12 protein-coding genes are annotated in these 12328 nt (G+C 67.7%); 4 read left to right on the top strand and 8 right to left on the bottom strand.

The annotated features are described in order from the left end of the window. Positions 1-8 precede the first annotated feature (8 nt). The 4 genes from ACQY78_RS11970 to ACQY78_RS11955 all read left to right on the top strand — a co-directional run bounded on the left by ACQY78_RS11970 (position 9) and on the right by ACQY78_RS11955 (position 3703). Positions 9-893, top strand: coding sequence for a F0F1 ATP synthase subunit gamma (locus tag ACQY78_RS11970; RefSeq protein WP_428685878.1), 885 nt, complete (start codon positions 9-11; stop codon positions 891-893). A 36-nt stretch (positions 894-929) separates the two neighbouring features. After that, positions 930-2354, top strand: coding sequence for a F0F1 ATP synthase subunit beta (gene atpD, locus ACQY78_RS11965; protein ID WP_324504425.1), 1425 nt, complete (start codon positions 930-932; stop codon positions 2352-2354). Between the two features lie 4 nt (positions 2355-2358). Then, entirely contained in the window at positions 2359-2772 is a 414-nt protein-coding gene (gene atpC / locus ACQY78_RS11960; RefSeq protein ID WP_425067890.1) for an ATP synthase F1 subunit epsilon, read from the top strand. A gap of 112 nt (positions 2773-2884) precedes the next feature. Further along, positions 2885-3703, top strand: a complete 819-nt coding sequence (locus ACQY78_RS11955) for a ferritin-like domain-containing protein (protein ID WP_428685875.1) — start codon at positions 2885-2887, stop codon at positions 3701-3703. A gap of 148 nt (positions 3704-3851) precedes the next feature. Here ACQY78_RS11955 and ACQY78_RS11950 read toward each other — a convergent pair whose 3' ends face one another. The 8 genes from ACQY78_RS11950 to ACQY78_RS11915 form a co-directional block, all read right to left on the bottom strand. Next, positions 3852-4331, bottom strand: a complete 480-nt coding sequence (locus ACQY78_RS11950; protein WP_428685873.1) for an RNA pyrophosphohydrolase — start codon at positions 4329-4331, stop codon at positions 3852-3854. A gap of 10 nt (positions 4332-4341) precedes the next feature. Next, entirely contained in the window at positions 4342-5469 is a 1128-nt protein-coding gene (locus ACQY78_RS11945; protein WP_428686363.1) for a divergent polysaccharide deacetylase family protein, read from the bottom strand. A gap of 27 nt (positions 5470-5496) precedes the next feature. Beyond that, a complete protein-coding gene (locus ACQY78_RS11940; RefSeq protein WP_428685871.1) occupies positions 5497-6894 on the bottom strand; it encodes a S41 family peptidase in 1398 nt (465 codons plus the stop codon). A 129-nt stretch (positions 6895-7023) separates the two neighbouring features. Further along, complete coding sequence (gpmI, locus tag ACQY78_RS11935) at positions 7024-8616, bottom strand: 2,3-bisphosphoglycerate-independent phosphoglycerate mutase (protein WP_428685869.1); 1593 nt, start codon at positions 8614-8616, stop codon at positions 7024-7026. Further along, a complete protein-coding gene (locus ACQY78_RS11930; protein ID WP_428685867.1) occupies positions 8616-9143 on the bottom strand; it encodes a hypothetical protein in 528 nt (175 codons plus the stop codon). Before ACQY78_RS11930 ends, gpmI begins: the two co-directional genes overlap by 1 nt. Positions 9144-9266: 123 nt before the next feature. After that, complete coding sequence (gene rlmH / locus ACQY78_RS11925) at positions 9267-9725, bottom strand: 23S rRNA (pseudouridine(1915)-N(3))-methyltransferase RlmH (RefSeq protein WP_428685865.1); 459 nt, start codon at positions 9723-9725, stop codon at positions 9267-9269. Between the two features lie 220 nt (positions 9726-9945). Beyond that, positions 9946-11034 (bottom strand): nicotinate-nucleotide adenylyltransferase, encoded by a 1089-nt coding sequence (locus ACQY78_RS11920; RefSeq protein WP_428685863.1) that lies wholly within the window; start codon positions 11032-11034, stop codon positions 9946-9948. 10 nt (positions 11035-11044) lie between these two features. After that, complete coding sequence (locus ACQY78_RS11915; protein WP_428685861.1) at positions 11045-12325, bottom strand: glutamate-5-semialdehyde dehydrogenase; 1281 nt, start codon at positions 12323-12325, stop codon at positions 11045-11047. Positions 12326-12328: the final 3 nt, after the last annotated feature.

Below are 12328 nucleotides of genomic sequence, written 5' to 3'. Positions count from 1 at the left end.
AGGTTTAGATGCCCAGTCTCAAGACCTACCGGCTGCGGATCCGAAGCGTCCAGTCGACGCAGAAGATCACCAAGGCCATGAAGATGGTTGCAGCCGCCAAGCTGCGGCGCGCGCAGGAGCAGGCCGCCGCGGCCCGTCCCTATGCGGAGTCCATGGACAAGATCCTGGCGTCGCTCGGCGCGAGCTTCCAGGGCGCTTCCGGCGGTCCGCGACTGCTGGTGGGCACGGGTTCCGACCAGGTGCATCTCGTCATCGTCGCCACCGGCGACCGTGGCCTGTGCGGCGGCTTCAACAGCACGATCGTGCGCGAGGCGCGCCGTCAGATCCGCGCGCTGCTGGCCGAAGGCAAGACGGTCAAGATCTTCTGCGTCGGCCGCAAGGGCCGCGAGCAGCTGCGTCGTGACTTCGGTTCCATGATCATCGAGACGATGACCGATCTTGGCCGGCCGCGCCTGTCTTTCGCGGACGCCCAGAAGGTCGCCGCGCGCGTCATGGAAATGTACGAGGCGGGCGAATTCGACGTCGCCAAGGTGATCTTCAATCACTTCAAGTCGGCGATGACCCAGGTTGTTACCGTGCAGCAGCTCATCCCGCCGCCGATGCCGGAAGCGTCGGCCGCACCGGTCGCCGCCGGCGGCGCGATCTACGAGTTCGAGCCGGACGAGGGCGAGATCCTCGCCGACCTGCTGCCGCGCAATCTCACCGTCCAGATCTTCCGCATCCTGCTGGAGAACGCAGCGAGCTTCTACGGCTCGCAGATGACGGCCATGGACAACGCCTCGCGCAACGCAGGCGACGTGATCAAGAAACTGACGCTGCAGATGAACCGCTCGCGCCAGGCCTCGATCACCAAGGAACTCATCGAGATCATCTCGGGCGCCGAGGCCGTCTAGGCCGGCTGCCACGCAATCGAAGGAAAGGGATCCGCTATGGCTACCAACAACATCGGCACGATCACCCAGATCACGGGCGCGGTCGTGGACGTGCGTTTCGACGCCGATCTGCCGAACATCCTGAACGCGCTGCACGTGAATGCCGACGGACGCCTGATCGTGCTGGAAGTCGCCCAGCATCTCGGTGAATCCGAGGTTCGCACCATCGCGATGGATACGACCGACGGTCTGGTCCGCGGCGAGAAGGCCGTCGATACCGGCGCGCCGATCCAGATGCGGGTGGGTCCGGAGACGCTCGGCCGCATCCTGAACGTCATCGGCGAGCCGATCGACGAGCGCGGTCCGGTCGGCAACAAGACCACCCTGCCGATCCATCGCAGCGCGCCCGAGTTCGTCGAGCAGTCGACCGAAGCGCAGATCCTGGTCACGGGCATCAAGGTCATCGACCTGCTCGCGCCCTACGCCAAGGGCGGCAAGATCGGCCTGTTCGGCGGCGCCGGCGTCGGCAAGACCGTGACGATCATGGAGCTGATCAACAACGTCGCGAAGGCGCATGGCGGCGTGTCGGTGTTCGCCGGCGTCGGTGAGCGCACCCGCGAGGGCAACGACCTGTATCACGAGATGATCGAGGGCGGCGTCATCAAGCTCGACGGTCCGGGTTCGAAGGTGGCTCTGGTGTACGGCCAGATGAACGAGCCGCCGGGCGCCCGCGCCCGTGTGGCGCTGTCGGGCCTCACCGTCGCCGAATACTTCCGCGACGCCGAAGGCCAGGACGTGCTGTTCTTCGTCGACAACATCTTCCGCTTCACCCAGGCCGGCTCGGAAGTGTCGGCGCTGCTGGGCCGTATCCCGTCGGCGGTGGGTTATCAGCCGACCCTGGCCACCGACATGGGCGGCCTGCAGGAGCGCATCACCTCGACCAAGAAGGGCTCGATCACCTCGGTGCAGGCCATCTACGTGCCCGCCGACGACTTGACCGACCCGGCGCCTGCCGCCTCGTTCGCCCACTTGGATGCGACGACCGTGCTCAGCCGCTCGATCGCCGAGCAGGCGATCTTCCCGGCCGTCGATCCGCTCGACTCGACCTCGCGCATGCTCGACCCGCGCGTCGTCGGCCAGGAGCACTACGACATCGCCCGTTCGGTTCAGCGCGTGCTGCAGCAGTACAAGTCGCTGCAGGACATCATCGCCATTCTGGGCATGGACGAGCTCTCGGAAGAGGACAAGCTGGTCGTGAGCCGCGCCCGCAAGATGCAGCGCTTCCTCAGCCAGCCGTTCCACGTGGCCGAAGTGTTCACCGGCACGCCGGGCGTGTTCGTGAAGCTCGAGGACACGATCAAGGCGTTCAAGGGCATCCTCGCCGGCGAGTACGACGAGCTGCCGGAACCGGCCTTCTACATGGTCGGCACGATCGAGGAAGCCGTCGCCAAGGCCAAGAAGCTCGCGGCCGAGGCGGCCTAAGCAGATGGCCAAGGTCTCCTTCCGTCTGGTGATGCCCGAGCGCGAGCTGATCGCGACCGAGGCCGACATGGTGGTCGTTCCGGGCAGCGAAGGCGACTTCGGTGTCCTGCCGGGCCACGCCCCGCTGATCTCGACGGTTCGCCCCGGCGTCCTCGAGGTCTACCAGGGCGGCAAGGTCCAGCAGCGTTTCCTGGTGGCCGGCGGCTTCGCCGAGGTCACGCCGGAGCGCTGCACGGTGCTGGCCGACGAGGCGGTGCCGTTCGAACAGATGACTGTCGCGCAGCTCGACGAGCGTGAGCGCGCGGCCCGTAGCGACATTGCCGACGCCGATACGCCCGCCGAGAAGGCTACCGCTGAGAAGAATCTGGCGATTACCCAGGATCTGAAGCGCGCACAGGCTTTCTACGCCAGCCGCTGATTTCAGCGCTACTGCACAATTTCAGTCGAAAAGTGCTCCGGTCTGCCATTGAAAGGCGGGCCGGAGCTGGCTTTATTACGCTGGTAAGACAACACCCCGAGGGTGCTCGTTCATGGGTAACTGGACACTCGAGTCGATCGCATGGGATCGCTTCGACGCGTCGAAGGTGGATCCGGAGATCCTTCGCAACATCAAGGCCGCGGCCCTGGTGGAGCGGAACGGTGGCGACTACGGCATCTATCTCGGCCGGGTCTTCGCCGGCGATGCCGTGTTCATGGACGCCGTGCAGAACTGGGTGGTCGAGGAAGTCCAGCACGGCATGGCGCTGGGCCGCTGGGCAAAGCTTGCCGACCCGTCCTGGGATTTCGACGCCGCCTTCGAGCGCTTCCGCACCGGCTACAAGCTGCCGCTTCACGTCAGCGAATCTGTGCGCGGCAGCCAGGCCGGCGAGATGATCGCCCGCTGCATCGTGGAGACCGGCACCAGCTCCTATTACAGCGCTCTCAAGGATGCGACCGAGGAGCCTGTGCTCAAGCAGGTCTGCCAGAAGATCGCGGCCGACGAGTTCCGGCACTACAAGCTGTTCTACGAACATCTCAATCGCTGCCTGAAGCGCGACCGGCTGAACCGCTGGTCGCGCCTGCGCATCGGCTGGGGACGTCTCGCCGAGAGCGAGGACGACGAGCTCGCCTACGCCTACTTCGCCGCCAACGAGCCGGCGGACGCGGTCTACGATCGCAAGCGCAACATGCAGGCCTATGCCCGGCGCGCCTATCCGCTCTACCGGCAGACCCATGTGCAGCGTGCCATGGCGATGGTGCTGAAGGCGGTCGGGCTCGAACCGCAGGGCCGGCTCAACAACCTGATGACCCGCGCGGGCCTCTGGTTCCTCCGCCGAAACGCCGCCAAGCTGGCCGCGCAGGGGGCGTAGAGCGGCTGACTACGATTTGCCGTCCTGAGCGAAGCGAAGGACCTGACGGATCGACCGAAGCACGCCGTAGCGGATGCGAGATGTTTCGCTGCGCTCCAGGACGGGGGCTACCCCGCCCGCGATGACAAGCCTGAGGCTCTCGTGAGTCTCAGGAAATCAGGTCGGCGAATTCCTCGAACACCGCGTCGTAGACGGCCCGCTTGAAGGGCACGATCAGCGACGCGAGTTCGCCGGGTGCGATCCAGCGCCAGGCCACGAACTCCTGGTCGTGGGCATGGATGTCGATATCGGCGTCCGTGCCGGTGAAGGCCAGGGCGAACCATTTCTGCGCCTGGCCGCGCCAGCGGCCCTTCCAGTAGGCCGGCCGGCGGTCCTCCGGCACCTCGTACGAAATCCAGCCGGCGCTCTCGCGCAGCAGCAGCGCCCGGGTCGTGCCGACCTCCTCGTGAAGTTCGCGACAGGCGGCCTCGACCGGTGTCTCGCCCTTGTCGATGCCGCCCTGGGGCATCTGCCAGGAGTCCGGCTGGTTGGCGCGGCAGCCGACGAAGACGCGGCGGTCCGGGCCGATCATCATCATCCCGACGTTGCGGCGATACTCTTCGGGGCGGCCGGTCATGGTGGAGGTCATCGGGGGCTCCTCACGGGCGGAGTTGCGCGGGGTGGGCCCGCAGGCGGGCCATGCAGGCGGCGCGGCATTCGAAATGTCCGATGATGGGCACGAAGGAGAGCGCGGTCTTGCCTTGCCGGCCCTTGAACCAGGCGGCGATGGCGGTGATTGCCTCGTCGTCGGGCTGCATGACGCCGAAGGCGTGGCGGGGTGCCCGGTCGGGGGCGGTTTCGGCAACCCAGGCGCTCAGCCGGTCGATGTTGCCGGCCACCCCGTCGCCCGCGAGCTTGTAGTCGAGCACGTCGCTGCTGCGGGCGTAGCCCACGCCCAGCTCCGCCGTCAGGCGCTGGATCGGAGTCGCTCCCTGGGCCGGATTGATCTCGATCAGCGCGAGGCCGCGCTCGGCGAGCTCGGCGACCAGCGGCCTCATCACGGCCTCCGATTGCGCCACTCGGTCGGTCGCGGAGATCACCAGGCCGGCATAGCCTTCGCCGCGCGCCAGGGTAGCGCGCAGACGACGCAGGTTCTCGGCTCCGTCGACGCCCGCTTCGATCGAGCGGACGCCACGCTCGGCGACGACCGGATCGTCCGTCGGCACCATCAGGTAGCTTTCATGGCCGAAGGCGCGCGCTTGGGTGAGCCAGCGCGGCAGGTCGGGCGTGCCGGGCAGGAAGGCCAGGCTGACCTCGGGCGGCAGGCCTTCGATCGCGCGGCGCATCGCGGCTTCGTCGATCCCGACATTGATGACGAGCAGGCCGAGCCGCGCCGCAGCGCCGGCCGGATCGAAGCGTCGCGAATTGATGATCCACGGCATCCAGCCGGCCGGCGAGATGCGCGGCAGACGTAGTCCGTCGGCGGTGATGTCGACCATGCCGGCCCGCTCTTCGTCCGGCAGCTTGCGGAATGCCGATGACGCCGCCGGGCGGCTGGGCAACGGCAGCGCTTGAATTTCAGGCGCTGCCGCTGCCGATTCCGATGGCGAGGCGGCGACGGCGCTGTCGACGATCTGAGGCGTGGCTCCCGGGAAGTCGCCGAAGGCGATGCCGGCGGTGCCTGCGATCAGGCCGACGACCAGCAGATAGGCCGCGACGAGGCCACGCCGGTCCGGCCGCGGCTTCGCGACCAGAGCGACGCGCCGGCTCGATTGTTCGCCGGGCATGGCCACGCCGTCATCCTCGCAGGCCGGTCAGTTGGCCTTGCTGCTGTAGAGCGAGATGCCGCGGATCAGGTCGGCAGCGCGCAGCAGCTGATAGTCGGCCGCCTGCTCCTTCGGCGGCTCGTCCGGATCGACGGGCGCTGCCGGCGGAGTGGTCTGGCCGGCAGCCTTGTCGTCGGTCTTGTCGCCGGGCTTGCCGGCTTCCGGCTTGCCGTCGGCGGGCTTCGCCGGCGGCGGCGGGACCACCGGCTTGTCGTTCGGGTTGGTGATCGAGCGGCGCAGGTTCTCCTCGCGGAAGCTCGACCGCTGCTGGATGTTCTCGATCTTCGCGGGCTCGACCTCGATGTCCGGCTTGATGCCTTCCTTCTGGATCGAGCGGCCCGACGGCGTGAAGTAGAGCGCCGTGGTCAGGCGGATCGCGCCGCCGCCGGTCACCTGCATGATGGTCTGGACCGAACCCTTGCCGAAGGAGCGTGTGCCGAGAATGATCGCCCGGCGATGATCCTGCAGCGCGCCGGCCACGATTTCCGAGGCCGAGGCCGAGCCGCCGTTCATCAGCACGACGATCGGCAGACCGCCCGCGACGTCGCCGGGCTTGGCGTTCCAGCGCTGGACGTCGTCGTTCTTGCGCGCCTTGACCGAGACGATCTCGCCCTTGTCGAGGAAGGCATCCGACATCGCGATGGCCTGGTCGAGCAGGCCGCCCGGATTGTTGCGCAGGTCGATGATGTAGCCCTTGAGCTTGTTGCCCGCTTCCTTCTTGAGCTTCTCGACGGCGTCGAGGACGCCCGGCGTGGTCTGCTCGGTGAAGGATGTGACGCGGATGTAGCCGATGTCGCCGCCTTCGAGGCGGAACTTGACCGGCTTCACCTTGATGGTTTCGCGGGTCAGGGTGACGTCGAACGGATCCTTGGCGCCGCGGCGGATCGAGACCTTGATCGGCGCACCGACCTTGCCGCGCATCTTCTCGACGGCTTCCTGCAGGGTGAGGCCCTGCACCGGCTCGCCGTCCAGCGCAAAGATCAGGTCGCCCGGCTGGATGCCGGCCTTGGAGGCCGGCGTGTCGTCGATCGGCGACACGACCTTGATGACGCCGTTGTCCATCGTGACCTCGATGCCGAGGCCGCCGAACTCACCCTTCGTCTGGACCTGCATGTCCTTGTACGACTTGGGGTTCATGTAGCTGGAATGCGGGTCGAGCGCGCTCAGCATGCCGTTGATGGCGTTCTCGATGAGCTGCTTTTCCTCGACCGGCTCGACATAGTCGCGGCGGATGCGCTCCAGCACGTCGCCGAACAGGTTGAGCTGCTGGTAGAGCTCGCTCTTGTCGCCACCGGCGGCCTTCGGATCGGCCTTGTCCTGCGCAAGCGCAGGGGCAGCTAGGAAAGCCACGGCCGTGGCGAGAGAGGCGAAGCGCAGAAAGGTCATTTGGGTGCCTTCAGGAGGGAGTCGCCAGGGGCTTTGAGGCCCGGCGATCCGGAGTTTCAGCGTGGGAGGGAGGATACAGGGGCGTCTTTGGCAGGATCAAGGCGTCGGGGTCCGGCGCCGCTTCACAAATCAGGCAGAGGCTGCGGCCGCTGGGCGCGGCGCGGCCAGGACCGCCGGTCGGGAGGCCGTCGAGAGCATCGATCGGCCGGTCATTTCGGCGGGCTGCGGCAGGCCCATCAGCGCCAGCATCGTCGGCGCGACATCGGCCAGCTTGCCGTCGGCCAGCGAATGGACCGCGGCCGGCGCGTTGAACAGCAGCGCGGGGACGCGATTGAGCGTGTGCTGGGTGTGCTTCTGGTGCGAATGCTCGTCGAACATCTGCTCGGCATTGCCGTGGTCGGCGGTGACGAACATGACGCCGCCGGCAGCGTGAATGGCCTGCATGAGGCGGCCGAGGCAGCCATCGACGGCTTCCACGGCCTTGATGGCGGCGCCGAGGTCACCGGTATGGCCCACCATGTCGGTGTTGGCATAGTTGACCACGATCAGGTCGAACGTGCCCGATGCGATCGCCCCGACGAGCCGATCGGTCACTTCGCCGCTGCTCATCTCCGGCTTCATGTCGTAGGTCGCCACCTTGGGCGACGGCACGAGAATGCGCTCCTCGCCCTCGAACACGCGCTCCTCGCCGCCGTTGAAGAAGAACGTGACGTGCGCGTACTTCTCGGTCTCGGCGATGCGCAGCTGCTTGAGGCCGGCGCGCGACACCGTCTCGCCGAGACCCATCCTGATGATCGCGGGCGGGAACAGCGTCTTGAGGAACGGATTGAGCGCGGCCGAATACTCGACCATGCCGACCGTCTCGGCGAAGGCGACGACCCGGTTGCGGTTGAAGCCGTCGAACCGCGGATCGAGCAGCGCGGTTAGGATCTCGCGCGCCCGGTCGGAGCGGTAATTGAACATCAGGAGGCCGTCGCCGTCCTTCATGCCGGTGTAGCCGTCGATCGCGGTCGGCAGGACGAACTCGTCGTCGAGCTTGGTGGCATAGGCCTTGTCGACGGCTTCCTTCGCCGTCGTCGCACGCTCACCCTTCGCGTCGACCATCGCGTCATAGGCCAGCGTCACGCGCTCCCAGCGCTTGTCGCGGTCCATCGGATAGAAGCGGCCTGACACGGTGGCGAAGCGGATCGGCAGGCCGGTCTTCAGGCCCGCCTGGATATGGTCGAGGCATTCCAGCGCGCTGCGCGGCGGCATGTCCCGCCCGTCGAGGAAAGCATGGATCCAGACCGGCACGCCGTGGCCCGCGACCAGGTTGGCGAGGAAGACCAGATGATCCTGGTGGGCGTGCACGCCGCCCGGCGAGGCCAGGCCCATGAGATGCAGCGCCGCGCCGCTCTGCTTCAGCCGGGCGATCGTCTCGCCAAGGATCGGGTTCTGCGCAAGAGAGCCGTCCTCGATGGCATTGTCGATGCGCGGCAGGTCGGGCACGGCGACACGGCCGGCGCCGAGATTCATGTGGCCGACTTCGGAATTGCCCATCTGGCCCTTGGGCAGGCCCACGAAGCTTTCGGAGGCATCGACCAGGCCCTGCGGGCAGGTCGCGACCAACCGGTCGTAGTTGGGCGTGCGGGCGTCGAGGATCGCATTGTTCAGCGGATCGGTGCGATGGCCCCAGCCGTCGAGGATGCAGAGCAGGGCGGGACGCGGTGCTTTGGCGGTCATCACGAGGCCTTCCGGGGCTGCGGCTGGGGGCGCTCGACGGCGTTGAATTTGTTGGGGCAGCTCAACTCGCGCGGATCGGTGTTGGGATTCTGGTCCGGCACCTCGATGGCGCAGAACACGAACTCGCCGCGCGGCTCGCCGTCGATGCTGACGTCGTAGGTGTAGGTGCCGGCCGGATCGCCCGGAATGATGCACCAGGAGCGCTGCAGCACGCCGTCCTGCACTGTCTCGAGCATGCGCGTCGTGGCCTTGGTCTTGTCGGCGCTGACTTCGGTCTCGGGGCCGGCGATCACCTGCTCGGCCGGTTGTGAGGTCGTCAGAACCTCCTTCAGCGACACCACCCGGTTGGGGCCGCCGAGATACATGCGCCAGCCGAAGCAGGCACGGTGGAACAGCAGCGGGATGGCGTTGGTCTCGTAGTGGCGCTGCTTGCCGTCTTCCCCCGTGATCGACACGTACGGGATGCTGCGCACGGACTTCACGCCCGGCTTCTCGACCGGAGTGGCCGGGGCCGTCGACTGCGCCATTGCGGCGCTCGAAGCGGCTGCCAGGAGGAGGGCGGACGAAGTGGCCAGGAGCCACCGGGGGAATGGGTGCATGGCGCCAATGTAGCCCCGGTTTTTCGTCAGAACAGAGGCAAAATCGCCTTTTCAGGCGCGATGATACGGATGGCCGGCGAGAAGTTGCTGGGCGCGGTAGATCTGCTCGGCCAGCATCCCGCGCGCCAGCTGGTGAGGCCAGGTCATGGCGCCAAATGACAGGATGAGCGTGGCTTTTTTCAGCATCGCCTCGGTGTGGCCGTCGGCGCCGCCGATCAGGAAGGCCACGTCCGACACCGACGTGTCGCGCCAGCTCCCCAGGCGGGCCGCAAAGCCCTCGCTGTCGAGGACCTTGCCGCGGCGGTCCAGCATGACCAGCGTCGCGCCGGCGGGGGCCGCTTCGAGCAGCAATTCGCCCTCGCGCTGCATGAGCTGCGGCGCCGGAAGCTTCCGCTTCTCCTCGAGCTCGCGCAGCACCAGCGGCCAGCGGATGCGGCCGGCATAATGGTCGTAGAGATCCCGCTCCGGCCCGCGCGAGGCGCGGCCGATGGCGGCGATGGTGATCTTCAAATCGGAGGCTTTCCGCTTCCAGTTGACCCACCTTCCTCATCCTGAGGAGGCCGCCCCTCGAGTACCTCGGGGTAAACTCCACGGCGCGTCTCGAAGTATGGGTAACAGGCATGGTGCTCGTGCCCACCCTTCGAGACGCGGTCCGGCGGACCGCTCCTCAGGGTGAGGGCATTGTCGGGAAGGCCGATGATGTTCTTTCCTGGTCGGAAAGACTCAACGTTCACGACGCGCGCTTGCGCCGGGCGGCTGCCTTGGGGGCCGCTTTCTTGACCGCGGCCTTCTTCACGGCGGCTTTCTTGACCGGCTTGGCGGCGGCCTCGTCTTCGAGCGCCCACATCTTTTCCAGCGCATAGAAGGAGCGCGCTTCGGGGCGGAAGACGTGGACGATCACGTCGCCGGCATCGACCAGCACCCAGTCGCCGGTCTGCTTGCCTTCGACGGGAATGTAGCCGCGTCCGGACTGTTTGAGCTTGTCGGCGAGGTTCTCGGCGATGGCCACGACCTGGCGGGTCGAGCGGCCCGAGGCGATCACCATGTAATCGGCGAAGGCCGACTTGCCCTTTAGGTCGATGACGACGACGCCCTCGGCCTTGTTGTCGTCCAGGGACTCGCGCACCAGCTTGAGGAGCGCGTCGGAATCTTTGCTTCGATCGGGAAGCGTGCGGGTCTGGTCGGGGATGGTCTTTCCTTTCGCTCTGGTCCGTTGGGGGCGCACGGCGCGAAGGGCCGTCGCGGAATGGTTGTCCAACCTGCTCGGGATAAAGCACCAGGCCGGCGGCTCGCAAGTGGCGAGCCGGCGAGCCTCGGTGGCTTGCAGCCGGAAACGCTCGAAGGTGCGCGGCGCCGGGGCGGCCAGCGCGGTGTAGCCCCAGCCGGGGCGCGCGAAGGCGGCGATCGGCACCGTGCCGAACAGGGTGCGCCAGCCCGCCCAGTCGACGAGCTGGGGCAGGATGTCGGCACCCATCAGCCACACGAACTTCGCATGGGGATAGACGTGCTGCAGCGCCTGCACCGTGTCGAGCGTATAGCGCGTGCCGAGCATCAGCTCGGGCGCCTCGACGCGGATGCGGGGGTGACGGGCGACCTGGCGGGCACGGGCCACGCGGGTGGGCAGCGGCTCCATGCCGTCGCCGCTCTTCAGCGGGTTCTGCGGCGAGACCAGCCACCAGACTTCGTCGAGGCCGAGACGCTTCAGGGCCTCCAGGCTGATATGCCGGTGGCCGGCATGCGCCGGATTGAACGAGCCGCCCAGAAGGCCGATGCGCCGCGTCGTGGCGCGCGACACGCCCGGCATCGGGTGCAGGCTCATAGGACGATGCTCACGGGCGCAGCGTGCCCTTGCCGCGCACGATGTTCTTGTAGGTCGTCAGCTCGACCAGTCCGACGGGGCCGCGCGCGTGCATGCGGTTGGTCGAGATGCCGATCTCCGCGCCCAGGCCGAACTCACCGCCGTCGGCGAACTGGGTGCTGGCATTGTGCATCACGATGGCGCTGTCGACCTCGCCCAGGAAGCGCTGCGCCGTCGCCTCGTTGTCGGTGACGATCGATTCGGTGTGCTGGCTGCCGTAGCGCGCGATGTGGCCGATCGCGCCGGCGACGCCGTCGACCGTGGCGACCGAGATGATCGGTTCGAGATATTCCGTGCGCCAGTCCTTCTCGGTGGCGGCCAGCGCCCTGGGATCGCGCTTCTGCACCTCGTCGTCGCCGCGTACTTCGCAGCCCAGCTCGTGCAGCCTGTCGAGTACCGGCTTCAGATGCGTGTCGAGCGCGGCGCGGTCGATCAGCAGGGTCTCGGCGGCGCCGCAGACGCTGACCCGGCGCATCTTGGCGTTGGCCACGAGGTCGCGCGCCATCGCGACGTCGGCATCGCGGTCGACATAGACGTGGCAGATCCCGTCATAGTGGCGCAGCACCGGCACGCGGCTCTCCTGCGTCACGCGGTCGATCAGCGAGCGTCCGCCGCGCGGCACGATGAGGTCGAGCCAGTCCATGGCGCGCAGCATCTCGCCCACGGCGGCGCGGTCGGTGGTCGGTACCAGGGCCACGCAATCCTCGGGCAGGCCGGCGCCGGCCAGCGCGCGGCGCAGCAGCTCGACGATGGTGCGCGAGGAATGGAAGCTGTCGGAGCCGCCGCGCAGCACCACGACGTTGCCCGACTTGATGCACAGCGCGCCGGCATCGGCGGTGACGTTGGGCCGTGCCTCGTAGATCACGCCGATGATGCCGATCGGCACGCGCACGCGGCTGAAGGCGAGGCCGCTCGGCCGCCGCCATTCCTCGATGACCGCGCCGACCGGGTCGGGCAGGGCGGCGATGTCGTCGAGGCCCTTGGCCATCGCTTCAATGCGCGCCTCGTTCAGCAGCAGCCGGTCCTGCAGCGCGCTGGTCATGCCGGCGGCCTTTGCCGCCTCGATGTCGCGTGCATTGGCGGCCAGGATCGCGTCCTTCTCGGCGCGGATGAGACGCGCGGCTTCGAGCAGGGCCGCGTTCTTGGCCGTGGTCGAGGCGTTGCGCAGCGCGGCGGCGGCGGCCTTGGCGCGGCGGCCGAGGTCGGCCACGAGGGCGACGACGTCTTCGGCCGGCTTGGTCTGGACGTTCATGGG

The sequence above is a fragment of the Reyranella sp. genome, from assembly GCF_965279625.1.
Taxonomy (GTDB): Bacteria; Pseudomonadota; Alphaproteobacteria; order Reyranellales; family Reyranellaceae; genus Reyranella.
The sequence above is the reverse complement of the archived record's forward strand: the minus strand, read 5'-3'. Positions and strand labels throughout refer to the sequence as shown.

Bases quoted from the DNA above. Each gene is read 5' to 3' on its own strand.
- atpD (WP_324504425.1), top strand. From the start codon at position 930: ATGGCTACCAACAACATCGGCACGATCACCCAGATCACGGGCGCGGTC.
- gpmI (WP_428685869.1), bottom strand. From the start codon at position 8,616: ATGACCGCCAAAGCACCGCGTCCCGCCCTGCTCTGCATCCTCGACGGC.
- ACQY78_RS11945 (WP_428686363.1), bottom strand. From the start codon at position 5,469: ATGCCCGGCGAACAATCGAGCCGGCGCGTCGCTCTGGTCGCGAAGCCG.
- ACQY78_RS11915 (WP_428685861.1), bottom strand. From the start codon at position 12,325: ATGAACGTCCAGACCAAGCCGGCCGAAGACGTCGTCGCCCTCGTGGCC.
- ACQY78_RS11920 (WP_428685863.1), bottom strand. From the start codon at position 11,034: ATGAGCCTGCACCCGATGCCGGGCGTGTCGCGCGCCACGACGCGGCGC.
- ACQY78_RS11950 (WP_428685873.1), bottom strand. From the start codon at position 4,331: ATGACCTCCACCATGACCGGCCGCCCCGAAGAGTATCGCCGCAACGTC.
- ACQY78_RS11970 (WP_428685878.1), top strand. From the start codon at position 9: ATGCCCAGTCTCAAGACCTACCGGCTGCGGATCCGAAGCGTCCAGTCG.
- atpC (WP_425067890.1), top strand. From the start codon at position 2,359: ATGGCCAAGGTCTCCTTCCGTCTGGTGATGCCCGAGCGCGAGCTGATC.
- ACQY78_RS11955 (WP_428685875.1), top strand. From the start codon at position 2,885: ATGGGTAACTGGACACTCGAGTCGATCGCATGGGATCGCTTCGACGCG.
- ACQY78_RS11930 (WP_428685867.1), bottom strand. From the start codon at position 9,143: ATGGCGCAGTCGACGGCCCCGGCCACTCCGGTCGAGAAGCCGGGCGTG.
- ACQY78_RS11940 (WP_428685871.1), bottom strand. From the start codon at position 6,894: ATGACCTTTCTGCGCTTCGCCTCTCTCGCCACGGCCGTGGCTTTCCTA.